22 protein-coding genes are annotated in these 21097 nt (G+C 44.0%); 6 read left to right on the forward strand and 16 right to left on the reverse strand.

Annotated elements, in window-relative coordinates; translation table 11 throughout:
* The first annotated feature begins 57 nt into the window (after window positions 1–57).
* The gene (locus GW12_RS03050) at window positions 58–1359 is read left to right on the forward strand and encodes an MFS transporter (protein WP_034583241.1); all 1302 of its coding nucleotides are present in this window, start codon (window positions 58–60) and stop codon (window positions 1357–1359) included.
* Window positions 1360–1418: 59 nt separating this feature from the next.
* Here the strand turns inward: GW12_RS03050 and GW12_RS03055 are convergent, their stop codons facing one another.
* From GW12_RS03055 to GW12_RS03065, 3 genes are all read right to left on the reverse strand, one after another.
* The gene (locus tag GW12_RS03055; protein ID WP_034583243.1) at window positions 1419–1916 is read right to left on the reverse strand and encodes a DUF2505 family protein; all 498 of its coding nucleotides are present in this window, start codon (window positions 1914–1916) and stop codon (window positions 1419–1421) included.
* Window positions 1917–2061: 145 nt separating this feature from the next.
* Window positions 2062–2334 carry a hypothetical protein gene (locus GW12_RS03060; RefSeq protein WP_034583246.1) on the reverse strand — a complete coding sequence of 91 codons (273 nt, stop codon included), beginning with the start codon at window positions 2332–2334 and terminating at the stop codon, window positions 2062–2064.
* A 131-nt stretch (window positions 2335–2465) separates the two neighbouring features.
* Complete coding sequence (locus GW12_RS03065) at window positions 2466–2951, reverse strand: hypothetical protein (protein ID WP_034583249.1); 486 nt, start codon at window positions 2949–2951, stop codon at window positions 2466–2468.
* A gap of 415 nt (window positions 2952–3366) precedes the next feature.
* On the opposite strand from GW12_RS03065, the gene GW12_RS03070 reads away from it, so the two are divergent.
* Window positions 3367–3819, forward strand: a complete 453-nt coding sequence (locus tag GW12_RS03070; protein WP_034583364.1) for a GNAT family N-acetyltransferase — start codon at window positions 3367–3369, stop codon at window positions 3817–3819.
* Window positions 3820–4016: 197 nt separating this feature from the next.
* Here GW12_RS03070 and GW12_RS03075 read toward each other — a convergent pair whose 3' ends face one another.
* The 4 genes from GW12_RS03075 to GW12_RS03090 form a co-directional block, all read right to left on the reverse strand.
* The gene (locus GW12_RS03075; RefSeq protein ID WP_034583251.1) at window positions 4017–4355 is read right to left on the reverse strand and encodes an FKBP-type peptidyl-prolyl cis-trans isomerase; all 339 of its coding nucleotides are present in this window, start codon (window positions 4353–4355) and stop codon (window positions 4017–4019) included.
* A gap of 88 nt (window positions 4356–4443) precedes the next feature.
* Complete coding sequence (locus GW12_RS03080; protein WP_034583253.1) at window positions 4444–5067, reverse strand: MgtC/SapB family protein; 624 nt, start codon at window positions 5065–5067, stop codon at window positions 4444–4446.
* An 88-nt stretch (window positions 5068–5155) separates the two neighbouring features.
* Window positions 5156–5686, reverse strand: a complete 531-nt coding sequence (locus GW12_RS03085) for a YaeQ family protein (RefSeq protein ID WP_034583254.1) — start codon at window positions 5684–5686, stop codon at window positions 5156–5158.
* An 80-nt stretch (window positions 5687–5766) separates the two neighbouring features.
* Window positions 5767–6789 carry a GTP-binding protein gene (locus tag GW12_RS03090; RefSeq protein WP_034583257.1) on the reverse strand — a complete coding sequence of 341 codons (1023 nt, stop codon included), beginning with the start codon at window positions 6787–6789 and terminating at the stop codon, window positions 5767–5769.
* 396 nt (window positions 6790–7185) lie between these two features.
* Here GW12_RS03090 and GW12_RS03095 point away from each other — a divergent pair, with 396 nt between their 5' ends.
* A complete protein-coding gene (locus GW12_RS03095; RefSeq protein WP_034583259.1) occupies window positions 7186–7425 on the forward strand; it encodes a hypothetical protein in 240 nt (79 codons plus the stop codon).
* Between the two features lie 366 nt (window positions 7426–7791).
* On the forward strand, window positions 7792–9396 hold the full coding sequence (locus GW12_RS03100; protein WP_034583262.1) for a bifunctional 3-(3-hydroxy-phenyl)propionate/3-hydroxycinnamic acid hydroxylase: 1605 nt from the start codon (window positions 7792–7794) through the stop codon (window positions 9394–9396).
* 52 nt (window positions 9397–9448) lie between these two features.
* Here GW12_RS03100 and GW12_RS03105 read toward each other — a convergent pair whose 3' ends face one another.
* The 7 genes from GW12_RS03105 to GW12_RS03130 all read right to left on the reverse strand — a co-directional run bounded on the left by GW12_RS03105 (window position 9449) and on the right by GW12_RS03130 (window position 15346).
* The gene (locus GW12_RS03105) at window positions 9449–10063 is read right to left on the reverse strand and encodes a glutathione S-transferase family protein (protein ID WP_034583366.1); all 615 of its coding nucleotides are present in this window, start codon (window positions 10061–10063) and stop codon (window positions 9449–9451) included.
* 132 nt (window positions 10064–10195) lie between these two features.
* Window positions 10196–11089 (reverse strand): LysR substrate-binding domain-containing protein, encoded by an 894-nt coding sequence (locus GW12_RS03110; protein ID WP_034583265.1) that lies wholly within the window; start codon window positions 11087–11089, stop codon window positions 10196–10198.
* An 11-nt stretch (window positions 11090–11100) separates the two neighbouring features.
* Window positions 11101–12288 carry an MFS transporter gene (locus tag GW12_RS03115; protein ID WP_034583268.1) on the reverse strand — a complete coding sequence of 396 codons (1188 nt, stop codon included), beginning with the start codon at window positions 12286–12288 and terminating at the stop codon, window positions 11101–11103.
* 26 nt (window positions 12289–12314) lie between these two features.
* The gene (locus GW12_RS03120) at window positions 12315–12884 is read right to left on the reverse strand and encodes a TetR/AcrR family transcriptional regulator (RefSeq protein WP_034583270.1); all 570 of its coding nucleotides are present in this window, start codon (window positions 12882–12884) and stop codon (window positions 12315–12317) included.
* A gap of 125 nt (window positions 12885–13009) precedes the next feature.
* On the reverse strand, window positions 13010–13531 hold the full coding sequence (locus GW12_RS03125) for an acyl-CoA thioesterase (RefSeq protein ID WP_034583369.1): 522 nt from the start codon (window positions 13529–13531) through the stop codon (window positions 13010–13012).
* Window positions 13532–13819: 288 nt separating this feature from the next.
* The gene (locus GW12_RS15835; protein WP_171077654.1) at window positions 13820–13996 is read right to left on the reverse strand and encodes a hypothetical protein; all 177 of its coding nucleotides are present in this window, start codon (window positions 13994–13996) and stop codon (window positions 13820–13822) included.
* Between the two features lie 348 nt (window positions 13997–14344).
* Window positions 14345–15346 (reverse strand): patatin-like phospholipase family protein, encoded by a 1002-nt coding sequence (locus GW12_RS03130; RefSeq protein WP_034583272.1) that lies wholly within the window; start codon window positions 15344–15346, stop codon window positions 14345–14347.
* 120 nt (window positions 15347–15466) lie between these two features.
* Between GW12_RS03130 and chrA the strand changes: the two genes are divergently transcribed.
* A complete protein-coding gene (chrA, locus tag GW12_RS03135) occupies window positions 15467–16675 on the forward strand; it encodes a chromate efflux transporter (RefSeq protein ID WP_034583275.1) in 1209 nt (402 codons plus the stop codon).
* Window positions 16676–16737: 62 nt separating this feature from the next.
* On the opposite strand, the gene GW12_RS03140 is transcribed toward chrA, so the two are convergent.
* Window positions 16738–18219, reverse strand: a complete 1482-nt coding sequence (locus tag GW12_RS03140; RefSeq protein ID WP_034583277.1) for a sodium:alanine symporter family protein — start codon at window positions 18217–18219, stop codon at window positions 16738–16740.
* Window positions 18220–18271: 52 nt separating this feature from the next.
* On the reverse strand, window positions 18272–19510 hold the full coding sequence (gene gltS, locus GW12_RS03145) for a sodium/glutamate symporter (protein ID WP_034583280.1): 1239 nt from the start codon (window positions 19508–19510) through the stop codon (window positions 18272–18274).
* An 876-nt stretch (window positions 19511–20386) separates the two neighbouring features.
* Between gltS and GW12_RS03155 the strand changes: the two genes are divergently transcribed.
* Window positions 20387–21097 (forward strand): nitroreductase, encoded by a 711-nt coding sequence (locus GW12_RS03155; protein ID WP_034583284.1) that lies wholly within the window; start codon window positions 20387–20389, stop codon window positions 21095–21097.

Below are 21097 nucleotides of genomic sequence, written 5' to 3' on the forward strand. Positions count from 1 at the left end.
TGGGATTTGAATCTGCGAAATCAATCATATACCAACTCTATAGATAAGGTTTTCAGCATGGATGGACATCCACGCCTAACACGGGCAGACAAACGTACACTTGGGCTTTCTTCACTCGGTGGTGCACTAGAATTTTATGATTTCGTCATCTACGTGTTTTACGCCAAACTGATTTCAGAACTATTTTTCCCAAGTGGCTTAAGTCCCTTTTGGGCGATGCTGAATACCTACGGGATTTTCGCTGCCGGTTATTTCTTCCGTCCACTCGGTGGTGTAGTGATGGCCCATTTTGGTGACCTAATTGGACGTAAGCGCCTGTTCAGCCTATCCATTCTGCTGATGGCTTTACCGACCCTGATGATCGGTGTGATGCCGACCTTTGAAAGTATTGGCTATGCCGCACCGCTGTTACTGCTATTAATGCGTGTGGTTCAAGGTATTGCGATTGGTGGTGAAATTCCAGCAGCCTGGACTTTCGTTTCCGAGCATGTCCCGGAACGTCGGATCGGGATTGCCAATGGTGTGCTCACCGCAGGTCTGTCGCTGGGCATTCTGCTGGGTTCGCTGATGTCACTGTTTATTTCCCTGCAATTCTCCGAAACTGAAATCAAGGATTGGGCGTGGCGTATTCCGTTCGTATTGGGCGGGATTTTCGGTTTTGTCGCACTATATCTACGTAGTTACCTGAAAGAAACGCCAGTGTTTAAGGCTATGCAGGCGAAGAAAGAACTAGCCAAAGACCTGCCGGTAAAACAGGTTCTGGCACAGCACAAAACTGGTGTCGCGATTGGCATGCTGTTTACCTGGTTCCTGACCGGCTGTGTCGTGGTACTGATTCTGGCGATGCCAAACCTGCTGGTGGGTGCCTTTGGTTTTGAACGTGCCGATGCTTTCAAGATGCAAAGTGCGGCAATCGTGATGCAAATGACTGGTTGTATCCTGGCTGGTATCTTGGCTGACCGCTTTGGTGCAGGCCGTGTCATTCTGTTTGGTTCAATCGTGGTGGCAGCAATGGCTGCGATTTTCTATAACAGCCTGGGACATGTGGCACCATCGACCGTGTTTATGCTGTATATGCTGCTGGGCTTAAGCTCTGGTACTGTTGGCATGGTATCTTACAGCATGGTAAAAATGTTCCCGGCTCAGATCCGCTTTACGGGTATTTCTTTCTCTTACAACCTGGCGTATGCGATTGCTGGCGGGATTACCCTGCCACTGGTGCAGTGGCTCAGCCTGTATAGCAATATCGGCGCAATGTACTATGTCTGGACAGTCTGTCTGGTGACCCTGTTTACTGCATTTGTCTATACCAGCAAGTTTGAAAAAGTTCCGGAACCGGTCAAGGTTGTTACAGAATAAGAATGCAAAAAGAGCCCAAATCGGGCTCTTTTGTTTTGGATGATGAATAAGAATTCAACTTAAGCAGTCAGGCTTTTACGGATTTCATCTTCAATAATGCCAATTTCGATCTGGCTGAATTTACGGATTTCACCTTCTGCATGTTTTTCCAGCATGCCGCCAATGAGTGGTACTTTCACTTTCACCGTCCAGTCCAGCTGAAACTCGATCTGACGATCATCGCCTTTCACTACACGCTGGCACTTTGCTTCGATCGGCAGATTGGCACCGAGTTCTACTGTAGAAGTGAGTTGGTCTAAATTGCTGATGTCGGTACGATGCAAGCGGAACGCATCTTTCAGCATTTTCTTGGCGATCTCTGGAATATTTACATCCAGGTTATAAGCGCGTTTTAGGGTATAGATTTCACCCTGCTTTTCAGAAACCAAGATTTCCATATTTTGTGCCGGAATGCGGCGACAGACTGCTTCATGCATATTGATGTCATTGGCTAGACGCTTGAACTCATCAATGGATACACCCTGGATGTTTGCGTTGACAGTAAATTGATGTGCCATTCTTTTTTCCTTTTATTGTTGGCGTTTACTTTCGGCTTAGTAAATAAGCCAGGATCAATAAGAAATGTGATTATACAAGCAACATTAAACTGATTTCTCGACCCCATGTCATTATTCTGTTTATAAAGATTTCCAGGCGAAAGAGTCAATCCACTATTTTTAAATGGACTTCGGTTTGAATTCCCTTATTAATGATCAGCTTGGCATTGGCATAACAAATGACAGCTTCAAACTGTTCCGCACCATCGTCCAGCCCGGAGGTATACCACTCGGTGCCCTGCGGAAACTCATCCAGCCATGAAGATTTATAAAAGTCAGAAACGGAATCGAACTGCAGATAGTGCTCAGGATGAGTTTCGATTTGACGCGCTAACTGGATAAAACGCTCCAACTGTGCCTGACGGAAGTCAATTAACATGATCTTCACCCTTTATTGATCATCACAAATCTCCAGCTAGTTTAGCGATCTATCCAGATCAAGGGAAAGTTCGGATCAAATTTATAAAAGTTAAGAGTAAGTGATTGATCAAATAAAATAGAGAAACTGACTTAAGCACAATCCGCCTGTTTCACATCTAAACGGTATTCACGTTTATGTTCCTGCCCATGACGGTCGACATGGGTATAGAAAATGCCGTAACGCCCGACATAATATTCCAGCGACTGATCGTAAAAATTCCAATAAATCGACCACTCACCCAAATCCATTTTCCGGATTAGGGTATTGGTTTGCATCGGCATTTTACTCAGCCATTTCTGTTGTAGCTGTTCAGCCTGCTGACGATCCATCAATTGTACCGGCGCCTTGAAAAACAGTTGTGCCACGTCATCAAACAGCTGCAGTTCATAGGCATCCACCAAAATTTCCCGTGGCTGACGCTGTTCAGGATTTGCCTGCTCAAACGCATCCTGCTGAGATTTGAATTTTTTATGCCAATGCTGCAGCTGATCTCGAGCCTTATCCATTTTAAAGAACACGATCCACGCGGCATAAATAGCAATTAAAAAACAGATAAAAAGCAATAATTTGACCATAATCTGGGCCTCTTATCCTGAGTTATTTTTATTGTAAATCAACTGAAAGACAAATGAATATTCACTGATCCATTTACAAACCTTAACATAGGGGTGAATAAACAACCAATTTAAGTCATTTCAAGATATTTCAAGTTATTCTTAAATGATTGCTACAAGCTACCCGATTCAGCTTTGGTTTTTTATTTAAAAATGGGACGTCTAATGAGTCCATATATAAATGATCAAGCCTTTCTTCACAATCCTGCCTGTCTGACAATCTGGAAAAGTCTCACAAAGGTTTTACAGAAGTACCGCAGAATCACTATAGATGAGCAAAAACCGGTCATAACAATACAATCTCGGTCTTTTATTCATTGTTCACCTATTGCTAAATAAAAAATCCAGATTATTAAGTTTATTTTTACTATAGATGATGATTCGTGAAGGAAAAGTTCAGGATATTCCGCAAATCTTGCAGGTGATCCATGACAGTATTCAGTCGTGTGTCCTAGATCACCAGCGTGAGGAAAGCCGTATCCAGACCTGGCTGGAAGCCTTTACGCATGCCAGCTTGATTGTGGAAATGCTGTATAACGACTGCTGGGTCTGTACCGTGCATGACAAAGTGGTGGGATTTTTAATGGTCAGCGATCAGGGCGAAATCCGCATGCATTATGTGGTCAGCAGTATGCAGCGTTTAGGCTATGGTACACAGCTGTTTAATCATATGCTAGACGCGATTGCTCATAAAAATATTAGTCATTTAGAAATTGAAAGTACTCAAACTGCGCTGCCTTTTTACACCAAACTTGGATTCCAGATGCCGATTAACAGTTCACTCAATACATCAACTTTACATCTGTATAAAACCCTGTCTCATAGCTGATTTTTATTAAGAAATATTATCCAATCCAGTTGTTGCAATCATAGTTTTGGATAATTCCTTTCTTCGATTTTCTCCGCGTAACTAGGCTAATCAAACCATTACTTATGGGTGATAAATGACAATTAAAAAGCAGGATAACAAAAAACCATCCTGCTTTTATTGAACTAGTTCTGATCAATTCAAAAACTTAGAATGACTTAATCACGTGTTTTCACATCATAGAGTTCGATTTCAAAAATCAGGTTTGAATTCGCCGGGATAATATTCCCCATTTTACGTTCGCCATAAGCCAAGTGAGCAGGTACGATCAGTTTACGTTTACCGCCCACTTTCATACCCATAATGCCCTGATCCCAGCCTTTAATTACGCGGCCAGTGCCGATCACTGTTTCAAAGTACTGACCACGATCTAACGATGAGTCAAATTTGGTCCCGTCTTCCAACCAGCCTGTGTAGTGGGTAGTAATCAGCGCACCTTTTACTGCTTCTTTACCTTCACCAACTTTTAAATCGATAATTTCTAATTCTTTCACCATGGTTTTTACCTAAACTGAGCACCAAATTTTCATGGCTTAGTATAACCGCATTTGCTTGCGTGCTTACGAGTTTAAAGTAAACAGGCGTTTAAAAGCTGAGTTCCTGAATATTGGGATCATTTAATAAATAATTGGTCAGCTTTTTATGATTTTCTGCCGTCCCGATTAAAATCCAGCGCCCACTGATGCGATGCTCGGTCTTATGCTGCACACTGCGTATCACCTTCATGTCATAGGTCTTAAACAGATATTCATAATGATCCAGGGTTTTGCGCTGATAGGGGCAAATAATCCTATACGCCCGCGCCTGGCTTAGGTTTTCGATTCCATCCTGGACATAAACCAGAAAAATCAGCACGATGAGCACGATCAAGGTCGCGAACATACTGAGCAGTTCATACCCTGCCCCTACAGCCATACCCAGTGCAGCGGTCATCCAGATGGTGGTAGCAGTAGTAATCCCGGAAATCCGGTTTTCATCTTTAAAGATCACCCCGGCACCGACAAAACCAAGACCGGTCAGAATATTGGCAGCAATCCGGTCAGGACTATCGATGCCGATTTTTAAAGACATGATGGTAAACAGACAGGAACTGAGGCTGACCATAATCATGGTTCTTAAGCCCGCAGATTTGCTCCGGTATTCACGCTCTGCACCAATAATGGCACCAATCGCGAGAGCAATCAGCAAACGATAGATATCCGGATGCATATACCTTTTCCCGTAATTTATTCTTATATGTTAGGTATACGCAATTTTTAAAGCAGGCTGCAAGCCTAGACCTACAACCTGAAGATTTTTATTGTAAACGTTCCCACTCAATCACAGCCTGCCCCTTGTCACCGATCAAGGTCCATTCACCATCCATGATGTTGAGTTGCAACTGCATGGTACGTTCACATAACTGTTGCACTGCTTCAGTAGTGGCCGGAGAGATTTTCCAGACTTCCACATTGGATAAGGTTTTCAGCTTGCTACTGCGTTTGTACCATTCATCGACTGACGTACCATAAGCCACTACTGCGACCTTTTTACAACGTGCACTGGCCTTTTTCACCTTGTCTTCATCCGGACAACCGACTTCAATCCACTGAATCAGTTGGCCGGTCAGATCTTTTTCCCACAGCGCGGGCTCATCAGTTTCAAACAGGTCTTTGGTAAATTCCAGCGCTTCGCCAGCATAACGGGCAAATGCCAGAATACGCACCATCAAACGTTCAATGGTTTCAGAGGGGTGCAGAGCCATAGTCAGCTGATGATCCTCATAACGATGGATATCCATATCGGCAATGTTCAGATCAGCCTTATAAATTGTTGCTTTAAGCGCCATAAATCAATCCTCAAATTTGGCGCCTAGCATATAAGATTTGAATGATTTTTGCTGAACTGATTAAGCCCAATATCCATCATTTATGGCGAAGTTTTAGCTGCAGCATCGATTCGGCAATTCATTAAGACTGTTTCAAATGCCAGCCAGTCCCGCTGTTCAGCTGGATAAATTATCTCGATGCGGTTATCAATACCTTCGTCTGCGGTCTGGTAGTTAAACTGCTCCGGATTGAAGTTAAAACTTTTCCAACCCTGATTGGTGTTAAAAATCCCTTTAATCCTCAGCCAGTTGTGCTGCTCACATAGCAGATCGAGCAGCTTATAAAAATCAAACTGCCAGCGTTTTGGCAATTTCCAGCCTGCAACCGCATAGCCTTGCGCCGATTCCACATAATGATAAGGCAGCTGCTGGATTTTCGCGGGTTGCTCACCTACACGTTGCTGACGTTGTTGTAACAATAAAGGCTGAATCTGCCGTGCTGAACCCACATAGTCCTGTTGCAGCTGCTCAATATCGACCTGCCCCTGTGAACTCATAAGCCAAGTCTGCTGATAGACCTGATATTCCTGTTGCAATTCTTTCAGGCTTTGCTGATCGGCATCCGTCATCAGGTCGGTATGTGATACCACCACAATATGGGCTGCTTTTAACTGATCGGCATATAGATTCTGTGTAGTCCATTCTCTGTCATGCAGACGTGAACCATCAATCACAGTGACTAATGCCTGCATTTTTAAATGTGGCTGCCAATGTGGTTCTGTGAGCTGTTCCAATAACTGGGCTGGATGACCTAATCCTGTCGGCTCGATAAACAGCCGATCCGGTTTGGCTTCGGACAATAGTCTGGACAAGGCAATCTGCATCGGTAACTGACTGCTACAGCACAGACAACCACCCAGCAACTCCTTCACGGCATAGCCCTGATCCTGTGGTAACAGTTCCTGATCCACGCCAATCTGACCAAACTCATTCATTAATACTGCCCAGGTTTCACCTTCCGGCTTTTGGCTAAGCAAATGTTTAAGCAAAGTGGTTTTTCCCGCACCTAAAAAGCCAGAAATAATATGCACAGGTAAGGCAGAAGCCGAAGGAATCAGTTTCAAGAAGAACTCACAGGAGACAAAAAATTCAGGAATGCACCTATTATAACCCAGAGCATTTTTATTACCGAAGTGAATAGAAAAAGCCACTTTTAAATTAATTGGGTTTTAGTTTTTATGGTGGATTTCTTAAATGAATGATAGTTAAACGCTTACAACTGCTTATTTTTTATTCATTTTTGAAATATTTTTAAATATTTATTTAATCTTCTATTCAGTAACTTAACCAAATGAAAACATAACTTTGGCTTTTGTATACATGTGTATGCGTTCCGCTATAGCTTTTGTGAAATCAATTGCAGCCCAGATTTTCACCACCTAGCATAGGCTCCTGTTCTGTTGATGTGATGGTCAACAGAATCTACTAGTACTTAAAGAAAATATATAAGGATGCCAAATATGAATTTCTCACAAATTTTACTTGCTTCTACCTTTGCCGCAGCTACAGCAACCAGCTTCGCTGCTACTAAAACAGACAAAACCACAACTACTGAGGAAGAAAAAGTCATTGTCAGCACTCAGGAGCAGCCTGATACGACTGAGATCAAAGCACCTGTTGCTTCAGGTACTGCCGAGCAGCCGACTTCTGAAACTGCTGCAGAACCAACTACTTCTAGCACTACTAAGTCTGCACAGTAATTCTACAACCTGATGATTTATCAACCGGTACCCTTTTAACCGGGTACACGCATTTTCAGATGTCAAACGCCAGAGAGAGATCTCGCGAGACATTTGGGAATGATCAAAATGGCTGTATGCACATCTGCATGCAGCCATTTTTCTATTCAAATTTCCGTTTCATCATAATCAAATATGATCATTGAATCATTGCAAACTATCAGAAAAATTTAATTAAATATTTATTTATCAAAATCTTATAAATTTAACTATTTTTCTTATCATGTATTTTAGCTATATAGTCCCGACTATGGCCTAGCTTGTTTAGACTTAGGATTTAGCCCTAAATAGCATCCAATTCGTGGATGGATTCAAGGGAACCTTGCGATGAGCAATGCAAATTACACAACAGAAGTCGCCATTTTAGGTGCTGGTCCGGTTGGCCTAACCATTGCCAACTACTTGAGCAAACAGGGCGTTCAGGTCACTGTAGTGGAACAGCTAGACAGTCTGATTGATTATCCTCGTGCCATTGGTATTGATGATGAATCGCTGCGTACCATTCAATCCTTAGGTCTGGTGGATCAGGTTTTACCGCACACGACACCTAACCATGCTATGCGCTTCCTCACACCAAAAGGTCGCTGTTTCGCTGATATTCAACCGATGACCCGTGAATTCGGTTTCTCTCGCCGTAATGCATTCATTCAGCCACAGGTCGACAATGTTCTGCTGCAGGGCTTAAAACAATATAAGAAAACTCAGGTACTGTTCTCACGCCATCTAACACACTTCAGCCAAGATGCTGACGGTGTGACGTTAAACGTTCAGACCAAAGACAGTGATTCAGAGATCATCCGTGCACAGTACCTGATTGCCTGTGACGGAGGTAATTCTTATGTACGCCGTACGCTAAATATTCCATTTGAAGGAAAAACTGCACCGAACCAGTGGATCGTGATTGATATCGATAATGATCCGTTGGCGACCCCACATATTTACCTGTGCTGTGACCCGGTACGTCCTTATGTATCGGCTGCGCTGCCACACGGTATCCGCCGTTTCGAGTTTATGGTGATGCCAGGCGAAACACAGGAAGAACTAAGCAAACCAGAAAATATTGCCAAACTGCTATCGAAAGTCCTGCCAAATACCGATGGCATCGAAGTGATCCGTCAGCGTGTTTATACGCATAACGCGCGTATTGCGGATAAATTCCGTATCGACCGTATCCTGCTGGCAGGTGACGCCGCGCACATCATGCCAGTATGGCAAGGTCAGGGCTACAACAGCGGTATGCGCGATGCCTTTAACCTAGCCTGGAAAATGGCACTCGTAGTACAAGGTAAAGCCGGTCCAGAACTGCTGGATTCTTATCAGGTTGAACGTAAAGACCATGCCAAAGCGATGATCGACTTGTCTGTAATGGCGGGCCACGTCCTGGCTCCACCGAAAAAATGGCATGGTATCGTGCGTGACGGTATCTCATCTGTGCTGAACTACATCAAGCCAATCAAGCAGTATCTGCTGGAAATGCGCTTTAAGCCAATGCCGAAGTACAACGATGGCGCCCTACTGCCAAGTGCTGAAAAGACTTCTCCAGTTGGCAAGATGTTTATCCAGCCACAAGTAAAACTGGAATCTGGCGAAACTGTACTGCTTGATGAAGTGATTGGTAATGATTTCGCAATCATCGCTTGGGGCGTCGATCCGAAATGGGGTCTTAGCGAACAGTCGATCCAGCAATGGAAGAAACTGGGCGTAAAATTCATCCAGGTGATTCCTGCGGTGCAACTGGATAATCCACAACGTAAGAAATATGACGATGTGATTACCATCGGTGATATCGGCACTGAAATCCGCACTTGGTTCGGTCAAACAAAAGAATCTATTACAATTCTGCGTCCAGACCGTTTTGTGGCTTCGCTGGCGATTCCACAATCAATCGATAGCACTAGCCAGGCACTATTTCGTAAACTACACGCGAAGTAATTCAATGTTATTAAAAAACCACGCTAGAGCGTGGTTTTTTAATTGTTGAAAATTAAGTCCGATAAGGCTGAAACCATGCAATATCTTTCAGTGAATCTCGCTTGGCCAAAGTCTGTAAAAAAGGCGTGAATTCCGCATAATCCGGCAGGATTTTCGCGTTGATAGCAAAGATCAGGCAATAGGCCACATACAGGTCAGCTGCGGTACATTGTTCACCAAGCAAATAAGGACTAGCTTGCAGTATCCCCTGTTTCAGAAAACGATGTACAGATGCTTCATTGCCAAAGCTCAGGCTACGGCGTTGCTGTTCAATACGCTCCGCTGGAATTTGCAGATTGCTGATATCAATATATTCGGTCAAAGGCCCATGACAGAACAAAATCCATTTCAGATAAGCACCACGTTTCGGATCATCCAGATCAGGTGCTAGACCTTTGTCCCGGAATTTATCCGCCAGATAAATATAGATCGCTGCCATTTCTGAAATCACAATGCCCCGATCGACCAGACAGGGCACCTTGCCCATCGGATTGATCTGTTCATAATTTGGCTGATGCATGTCTGGATAAGCCATTTCAACCTGCTGAATTTGGTCTTCAATACCGAGTTCTTGAATCAGCGGAAATAAAGTCAGGCCACGGGATTGTGGATTGTTATATAAGGTCATCATAAGAGTGAACCTTTTGTAATTGCCACTCTCTGACTATAGCGCGATTTGTGAATTGGTCGCGTTAAGATGTGCTACTAATCATTTCACTATTTTTATTTTATGATTGGACTTCCCTGCCCAGTGCCCGGATTAAAATAAATCCGGACAGAATTTTTCTTTAAGGACTTTCAGAATCAGGTTAATCACCTGATGTTTCTGATCTTTACGGTAGCTGGCATACAGGCCAATCATCGGTAATGGTTCAATGGTTTTCTTGACCACAATATTTTCACCGAGCAATGGAATCACATAAGACGGCACCAGACTCCAGCCTACGCCCATGCCGACCAGATTGACATTCAACAGGATATTGGTGGAATGCTGTACCACATTCACGCGAATCCCAGATTTTTTCAGAAAATCATGAATGACCGAATACAGTTGTGGTGATGCCTGTTCATCACTGATCACAAAGTCACGACCTTCGAAGCTCTTGATACTGAGTGCCGGCCCATTCACCACCTTGGAATCACGCGGCACAATCAGGGTCAACGGCTCATCAAAAATCTTGATCGACTCAAATTCTTCCGAAGGATCCGGATAACGTGTAAAGGCAATGTCCAGCATACCTTGACGCAGCCAGGAAAACTGTTCCGCATCGGTCAGGCTATGAAACAGCGCTTTCAGGTCCGGAAAATGCGCCCGGATATTCGGCATGATATACGGGAAAATTTTCATTTCAGCTACCGGGACAAAACCAATATCCAGCTGTTTTTTCTCCACCTCAGCAACCTGACGTGCGAGATGTATGCCACGCTCGGCATGTTCCAGACTGAGCAGCGCTTCTTTTAAAAAGACTTTACCTGCTTCGGTCAGTTCGACCCTACGGTTGGAGCGTTCCAGCAGTTTCACCCCGACTTCACGTTCCAGATCCTTGATCTGCTGACTGAGTGAAGGTTGAACAGTATTCAGCTTTTCTGCAGCACGGGTAAAGTTCAGCTCGCTTGCGACCGTACAGAAATATCGTAAATGTCTCAGTTCCATAATTTTTAATCCTATACAGAAGCTTTTTTTGCTCTTTTCTTCGCCACAGTCTGTCGATAAATCAATAAGGTTAGCATCACAATGATGGCACAAATGATGTAGGTGGTTTCATAGCCCCAATATGCAATCAGGATGCCCATCACCACGGAACCCACTGCTAAGCCTAGGTCAAATAAAGTAAAGAATGTGGAAATCGCATGGCCCATACGCTGTTTTTCCACTGACTGAATTGCCAGTGTCTGCAGACATGGGAATAATGATCCGTAACCAATCCCAATAAAGATGGCTGACAGCCACAGCATCCACTGATCATCCACAAACGTGATCATCACCAGACCAATAGCAAAGAACAGGAAAGATGGATAGATCACCGCATCCGGGCCTTTGCGGTCATAGAATTTACCCACCCATGGGCGCACCACCAGCATGGATACCGCAAACACGATAAAGAACAGGCTGACGTAAGCCAATAAATCTTTGGTCTCGGCATATACGGTAATAAAGCTGGTAATGCTGGAATAAGCAAATGCGGTGAGCAAGGCAATAAAGCTCACTGCCAGCACCTTGGTTTCGACAATATCTTGCAAAGTTAAAGAAGATTTTGTCTCTACTTGATGTGGTTTTGGCAAATCACGAATATTCAGAATCAGACTAAAAATCAAACCTAAACTGATCAGCACGGCCAGAATGCCAAACAAAATCTGGAAGCTGGTGAACTGAATAGTGGTTAAGGCAATCAGCGGCCCAAACACCACCCCCAGATTGGTCGACATGACAAAATAGCCCATGCCCTCGCCCTTGCGTTCATTTGGAATAAAGTCATTGGCCACCGGCACTGTGACGGTAGTCAGGATACTAAACCAGATGCCATGCAGAAAACGTACGATCAACAGTGAGCTCATGCTATCAATCAGCAGATAACTAAACGCGAATAAGGCAAACAGCAAGCCTGCACCACGCATCGCCACTTTTTGCCCGATTTTTTCAATAATCAGACCGGTAAACGGACGGATTGCAATGGAAGAGACCAGAAATAGCGTCAGTGCCAGACCGGCTTGCTTCACTGTTCCACCCAGTTCATTGGTGATATAGATCGGCAAAATCGCGATCTGGGCAAAATAATAGGTAAATAAAAACAGGTTATTCAGTACGCACAGGATAAATGAGCGATTCCATAAATTTTGTGTCATGGCAGACATACAAACCTACTATTTGCAGAACAAATTCAATGTGATGCCTGCATACGTACAGGCTGAAGGACAAGTGAAACCAAGGCACGGATATAGGCATCATCCGGCATACGGTTAAAGAAAATAATCTTGTAATGGATCGGGCCGTAGAGCGTGTCCAGCATCAGGTCAAAAGGATAATCGCTACGGATTTCTCCCCGTTCAATCGACTGCTGCAGCAAGGCATGCATCTGTTCACGGCGTGGCAACAGAAAATCATGAAAGAAGTTTCCAGCCAGTTCACGATGATTGGCCATCACCACCAGTAATGCCCGTCCTACCGGATGGTTCAATGCCTGTGCCAGACGGGTCAGCTGCTGAATCAGGTTATCTTCCAGGGTTTTGGCTAAATCCAGATCAAAAATCGAAGCGGTATGCGCCCGGAAAGTATCCAGCACCAGCTCAGACTTGTGCTTCCACCAACGGTAAATGGTGGACTTGCCTACCCCGGCCCTTGCCGCAATATCTTCAATGGTCAGCTGGTAATACTCATATTCACTGAGCGCTTCTATTACAGCCTGAAAAATGCAGTCCTGGCGCCGTGAGGTTTTTTCATCCTGCGTCATGGTTTAAATTCGAAACGATACGTATCGTTTCATTTTAGGTGATTTATACCGTAATCACCAGTCCAAAAATGGATATTAAATAAAAAAGGCCTCCATTATGGGAGGCCTTTTAAATCTAAGAAATCTTAGTTATATGCTGTTTTCTTGTAGATGCTGCAAGAAGGATGATGATTTTCCTGCAAACGGGCAATTTTACGCTGTTCTGCAGCTTCAAAACGGCAACGTTTCCAGTCATTGTCCAGATTCAGTGGTGGAATTTCTTTCGGCTTGCCATTTTCATCGACAGCAACCATGGTGAAGTAACAGCTGTTGGTATGACGCACGGTACGCTTCTGAATATTCTGTGCCTCAACGCGAATGCCAATTTCCATCGAAGTACGACCCACGTGGTTCACACTTGCCAGGAAAGTAACCAGCTCACCTACATGAATCGGTTCTTTAAAAGTGACTTTATCTACGGATAGTGTGACGACATAACTACCTGAGTAACGGCTCGCACAGGCATACGCTACCTGATCCAGCAGTTTCAGAATGGTACCACCATGCACATTTCCTGAAAAATTTGCCATGTCTGGTGTCATAAGAACGGTCATCGTTAACTCTGACTGGTCATCTGAAATTGCTGCAAGTTGGTCTAATGGGGCCATCGCTTTCTCTGAACTTTTTTGAATGACAATGATATAGCGCATTATTATAGCGATTTTACCGGCAAGAAAATGTTCAATTCGGCAAAAATTACATCATAATTACTTATATCTAAAATAATTTCATACAGAAAATAATATAGTACGAATCCTGAGAAGCTCTGCTGGAACAGGATTAAATGAAATACAGATTTATAGAATATTGTTTTCTTAATTAAATTGCACAGCTGATTAAATAATCAATCAGACCCTATCTTTAAAATAAAACCGGGTCTGATTTTAAATAAGTACTTACTCAGTAATGAGTTTTAGCATTTCTCTTGCCACATTCTGATAAGTCAGTACCTGTTCGCCACCCAACTGGGTTTCAACGGTATAGGTATTGTCCTGATGAATTTCAGTCACCTTAAACTCGTATTGATCAAATTGTGCCAGCTGGACACGTTGTCCGACTTCTAGTGTATTCATCTACCCACCCTATGCTTCATGTTCATTAGCCGACTTGGCGACATTTTACATGAGTTATTTAGATTTAAAACATTTGATCAACCTAAGTATGTAAATATCTTTTTAAAATTTTTAAAATATAAATAAAGAAATTTAAAACTCAATAAATATTATTAATTTTCAATATATTAAATAAATACCAACTCTTATAAAAACTTTTTATTTATAGCCAATAACGCTTAACTTATAGCTCCAAAAGATAGCCAATACCTATCTTTATTTAGTATTAGTTTTAAGTCATGAATATAAAAAACCTCATCAACAGGAACGCTGCAGATGAGGTTTTCTGATACAAATTTGGCTGCGCTGTTATTTTTCCTGAGCCAAGAGCTGATGAATCTGATTGCCATAACCATAGTTATGCTGCTGGTATACGTGGGCAATGTTATGCAATTTGGCCCGGGCCGCCTGAATCCCAGCTTCCATCGTCATAGCTCGACCACGCACATCAAAAATATGACCTTTTTCACGCAGATCCGGCTGAATCACCACATCCGCATGCTTAAGTTCTTCATTGGCCAGACGTTTCTGCATGATATTAATATTCTGGTTGAACAGGCCCCAGACATTGGTGGTTTCGGTATGAATCGGCTGCGCCAGAATATCGACAGCGATGACGATATCCGCCCCAAGCTCACGTGCTACATCCACCGGCACTGGACTGACCAGACCACCATCGACATATTCCTTACCTTCAATTTGCGCGGGAATAAACATACTTGGTATAGCAACTGAAGCACGTACAGCCTGACCAGTATTGCCATAGTTAAACACGACTTTTTTGCCTTCTTTTAAGTCAGTCGCCACCACAAACATCGGTATTTTCATGTCCTGTAAGGGCACATTATCCACCTGCAGATTGACATAGTTTTCGACTTTTTTCCCGTCAAAGAAGCCTTTACGATCCAGTCTGAAATCACGTACATCATTGGCTTTCATGGTCAGGGCAATATTACGCAGTTCAATCGCAGGTTTGCCACTGGCATAAATCGAACCGACGATACTCCCTGCGCTAGTCCCGACAATCAGATCCGGTTTGATACCAGCTTCTTCGAGTACTTCAATCGCCCCGATATGCGCATAACCACGTGCGCCACCACTGCCCAGTACCAATGCCACCACCGGACGATTTTCAGCTTCCTTGATCTTCTGGAAATCAATATTATTTGGGCGTGCCTGTGCCGGCATGTGCAATGCCTGTTGAGGAGAACTGACAGAATGGACTGCCATAGTGCGTTGATCCGGCACGGTCTGACAGCCAGCCAGGCCCAGTAATCCCAGCATAATCAAACTTAAGCTGACCTTCTGCATATAGCACATATCCTCATATCAATTGCAGCATAGTGTATAAACACCATCTTAAATTAACTGTTGAATTTCGTAAAATTACTCTACAGTCTGAGTGACGTTTTGATCCGAATTATACCCCACATGCAGCCACCCTCACTTTTGCAGATTTTTCTGACTTTTCTCCAGCTCGGATGTACCTCCTTTGGTGGGCCGGCGGCGCATTTGGTATTTTTTCATCGCAAAATGGTTCAACAACTGCACTGGATCAATGATATCCAGTACCAACAACTGATCGCGCTCGCGCAATTACTTCCCGGTCCCAGCAGCAGTCAGGTTGGTATAGGCTTAGGCTATATGCAGCGTGGCTATCTGGGTGCTCTCATGGCCTGGCTGGGTTTTACCCTCCCTTCCGCGATTTTAATGGCTTTAGTTGCGGTATTAGGTCAACGCTATTTTTATGTATTGAATTCGCATAGCTTTCATGTCATTCAGCTGATTGTCTTTGCAGTGGTGAGTTGGGCCTTCTGGCAGATGCTGCGTAGCTTCTGTAAATCTGGGTGGCAGTTTGCATTGATGGTAGCTTCTGCCCTGTTTCTAACTTTAGTACCCCTAAGTTTTAACCAGATTCTGGCCATTGTATTGGCAGGCTTGCTCAGTATTGCCATCTCCAAATATAGCAATAAAATTACTGTCACTTCAGGACAAAGTGTCACCACAGATTTGCCACATCCCAAAGTTCAAAAAAAGCAAGCAATCTGTTGGGGAATCGCCTTTGTATTGCCTTTTATTGTAGTCCCGGCACTCGTACATGCATTGGGCTGGAGCAAACTGCATTTCTTTACCGATTTTTATCAAACTGGTTCACTAGTCTTTGGTGGTGGTCATGTGATTTTGCCTTTACTCCGTCAGGATTTTGTCAGTAGCGGCATGGTCAGTGCACAGGCCTTTGACTTGGGCTATGCTTTTGCCCAGCTGATGCCGGGGCCACTATTTAATTTTGCCACTTATATCGGCACTTTACTGGACTGGACCGATCAGCTCTGGCTAAATGCCTTGCTGGCGACCGTTGCCATTTTCCTGCCATCTTTCTTTTTAATGTTTGCTACCCTGCCTTACTGGTCCTGGTTAATGCAGCAGGCTCTAATCCGTCAAGCGGTGATGGGTATTAATGCCGCTGTGGTTGGGCTGTTGCTCTATCTGGTGTTTGAACTGGGGCATAGCTATCTAACCCGATGGGAAGATATTACTTTTGTCATTCTCATGATTGTTCTACTACGCTCCAAAATTCCGCTATGGTTTAGCCTGATTGCAGGGTTTGCGCTATACACTAGTTATCTTAGCTTTTTCTGATTTAGCTACTAATAATTGAAAATAAAAAGCCCCGAACGAATCGAGGCTTTTGATTTAAGGTCTTACCAGATATCAGATTTAACCTTGTCCTTAAACTTCGGATGATGATCCAGCTTAAACACAGGTTCCTTGATGCCCTGTTTCAGCTGACCGGTATAATCTTTCAGTAACATCAGTACAAAAGGCATCAGTAACAGAATAGCGATCAGGTTGATACTGGCCATAATGCCCATGAACAGATCGGCCATGTTCCAGATCAGCGGCACACTAGCAATCGAACCGAAGTACACCATAAACAGCACCAGCAGACGGAAGATCAACATCATTTTCGGCTGGTTGTTAATGAACTGCACATTACCTTCCGCATAAGCGTAGTTCCCGATAATCGAAGAATAGGCAAACAGGAATAGAATCAAGGCCAGGAAGTCATCGCCCCAAGAACCAATCTGACTTTCTAGCGCCATCTGGGTCAGAGTAACCCCTTCAAAGCCAGCATTTTCATACAGACCAGAGACCAGAATCACAATCGCGGTACATGAACACACCACAAAGGTATCCACAAAGACACCTAACATTTGTACCAGCCCTTGGTTTACTGGATGCTTCACATCTGAGGCTGCTGCAGCATTCGGCGCCGAGCCCATCCCCGCTTCATTCGAGAATAAGCCACGCTTGATGCCCATCATCATGGCCATGGAAATCATGGCACCAAAGAAACCACCCGCGGCTGCTTCAAAAGCAAAAGCCTTGGTGAAGATCAACTGGAAAATAGTCGGCAATACATCGTAGTTAATGATGGCAATATATAAAGCGACGATTAAGTAAAGTAACGCCATGATCGGCACTACACGTTCTGCCACTTTGGCAATCCGCTTGATCCCACCAAAGATAATACTGGCTGTAATCAACACGAGTACTAAGCCTAACCAGGAAATCTCCAAACCAAAGCCACCTAAAGGCAGGGTCAGATTGGCTTGATCCCAGCCCCAGGCATGTGAAGTGGCACCAATAATCGCATTGGCCTGTACAGCATTAAACACAAAGCCATAAGTCAGAATCAGGGCGACGGCGAAGACAATGCCTAGCCATTTCTGTTTCAGACCTTGGGTAATGTAATACGCTGGACCACCACGGAACTGCTTGTTCTGGGTATCACGTACCTTAAACAGCTGCGCCAGCGAGGATTCCACAAAAGCCGAACTCATGCCGAGGAATGCAGTAAACCACATCCAGAACACCGCACCCGGGCCACCGATCGCAATCGCAATTGCCACACCAGCAACATTACCGACACCGACACGGCTGGCCAGTCCAGTCACAAAGGCCTGGAACGGGGTAATACCATGTCCATGCTTGTCATCACCGCCGGTACGGCTAACTTTCATCACTTTCACGCTTTGCGAGAACAGGCGAACCTGCACCGCACCGGTCACCAGGGTATACAGCACCCCCACCGAGACCAGAAAGACCACCAGGAAATCCCAAAGCGGACCATTTAAGGCATTGACCCAGCCTAGCAGGGTTTCATTGAGCTGTTCGTTCATGATTTATCCTCTATCCGCCCTAGTTTTATTCTTAATGTTTCGTATAAGTTCCTTATACGACGAATTTCAGGATGACCTGAATCACCGTTGCATTGATCAGATCGACGAAGAATGCACCACACAGCGGCACAATCAGGAAGGCCTTATGCGATGCGCCATACATATTGGTAATCGCCTGCATGTTGGCAACAGCCGTTGGTGTTGCTCCCATACCAAAACCACAATGACCGGCTGCCAGTACAGCAGCATCATAGTTTCGGCCCATAACACGAAACGTCACGAAGGCAGCATATAAAGCCATGGTAATGGTCTGTGCACCGAGGATCACCATCAATGGGCCTGCAAGGTCAACCAGTTGCCATAATTTCAGGGATAACAATGCCATCGCCAGATAAAGTGACAGCGATGCGTTACCAAACACGTCAATGGCACGGTCAAAAATCTGTACCCGGAATACGCCTTCAATGATGTTCCGCAGAATCACACCGCCGGCTAAAGCCCAGACAAAGGTTGGCAGTTCAAACGCAGTACCCTTGCTATAACCAGTCATAAACTCGGCAAAGGCCAGACAGGCTGCAAATAAACCCAGTGTGGTAATCGCATTATCAGCCGTAATCAGACGGACACGGTGTGGATATTCAAACGGGATATATTCGGTAGAACTGATATCCAGTGGTGTATTGTCACGCTTTTCCACCTGTGCATCAGTACGTGGTGTTGCCAGTGCATAACGGTTAATCAGCAGTTTCGCCAATGGACCACCAATCAAACCACCAATAATCAGACCAAAGGTCGCACTCGCCATACCGATGACCAATGCTCCCTCAATCCCATGTTCATTTTCCAGAATGGTACCCCAGGCACCCGCAGTCCCATGACCACCCGTCAGGGTAACTGAACCGGCAATCAAACCAATCAGTGGATCAATTCCGAGTACTGTGGCCAGGGAAATACCGACAATGTCCTGCACTATGATGAACAGGGAAATTGCCACCAGAAAGATCACTAGCCCGATCCCGCCTTCACGTAACTTGGCAAAGTTGGCACTCAAACCAATTGAGGCAAAGAACACCAGCATGAAACTGGTTTGTAGTTCCGCGCTGGTGGTAATGCTATAACCCCACAGATTATGTACAAACAGGGAAATAATCGCAGCAACCAGACCACCCGCCACCGGCTCAGGAATGTTATAGCGTTTTAAAAAATCGATTTTATTCACCAGGTATCGCCCGAGCAGCAATACGATTACTGCGGCAATCAAGGTATAAAATGCGTCAAAAGTAAAATCCATAATGATTTGCCTAAGATGATTCTGAATTTTTGTTGTTCTAAAAGTAATTTTATGGCTGGGTTGAGCCGTTCCGCTTTCCTCACTCTCTACTCAGAAAGTCTGAAAGACAACAGCTTTTAGAAGAACAAAACAATTCAGCACCTGATTCAAATTCGTCAATGCAATACCTGCATTCGACCCGATCGTTATCCTTTTAAAGTTGTTTTGAAAATGGGGATCCATTTTGTCGAGCACATCCTTCATCGTTAAAAGAAGTTCCGCTCGCTGCATGGATCCATTACAAAACTGGATATTTCCAAGTTTTCTTCGCTGAACAGGTTTAAAATGACAGCTCGATCTATATCGAATCTGTCCACTATTCATACAGCAAATGAACATTTAGATGAAAAGTCGGACATTATGCTGTGTCTTGATTGTCCGTATCATTGTTTTTTATTAACAATTGTTTAACCTTTCATGAAAAATATTTATCATTTGCTTTTTTTTTAATCCGCAAGCCTCTTTTAAAATTTTTAACAATTCCTTATAGATACCGTATAAATCATCGAGAATCATTGAAGCTTCGATTAATTTTATTAGGATTATTGTAGTTCGCCACAATTTCATAATTGAAGCACCTGAACATTTTGTTCAAATCAACCCTTAGATTTATAAATAAAAATTATTTTAAATAGCTAAAAGCTTAGTTATTAAGTCGTAAAAATTATTACTCTCTTCAAAATCTGCTGCAAAATTCAGTTTCTCAATCTTATGCTTTTACTTTACCCGCCACCCAAAAGCTTTTATAACAGGACAAACATGAAACGTATCTTTATATAAACCCAAATCAATCGTTCAATTTATATTCAAATAATTACTCAGGAAGCGCTTTTTATCATGGATCAAGCCACCATTATCGCTGCAGTCGACCAGACCATTAGTTCCCGCCATTCGGTTCGTGCCTTTCTGGATACTCCGGTGGAACCAGAAACTATTAAAGAAATTTTACGTGTTGCCAGCCGGGCACCGTCCGGAACCAATACCCAGCCCTGGAAAGTGTATGTGGTCACCGGCACAAAACGTGATGAGCTGGTGCAGCGTGTCTGTCAGGCGCAGATGGAGATTTACCAGAATCCAGCCCTGGCTGAACAATATAAGGAAACTTTTTCCTATTATCCGCAGCAGTGGTTCTCACCTTATATTGACCGTCGCCGGGAAAATGGCTGGGGCTTATATGGTTTGCTGAATATCCAGAAAGGTGAAAAAGAGAAAATGGCACGTCAGCAGATGCGTAACTTCCAGCTGTTTGATGCGCCAGTCGGACTATTCTTTACCGTGCATAAGGATCTCGGCATTGGCTCAAAAATGGATATTTCCATGATGATGCAGAATGTCATGATCGCCGCTAAAGCTCGTGGACTGGATACCTGCCCACAGGCCGCCTGGAACCATTTTCATAGCATCGTCCTGGATGTCATTGGCGCACCAGCTGAAGAAGAACTGGTCTGTGGCATGGCACTCGGTTATGCCGATCCGGAACATATTGTGAATACTTTTATTACCCCACGTGTTCCAGTCGAGGAATTTACAATTTTTGTAGATGAGTAA

This window comes from Acinetobacter sp. HR7 (assembly GCF_000773685.1).
Classification (GTDB): Bacteria; Pseudomonadota; Gammaproteobacteria; order Pseudomonadales; family Moraxellaceae; genus Acinetobacter; species Acinetobacter thermotolerans.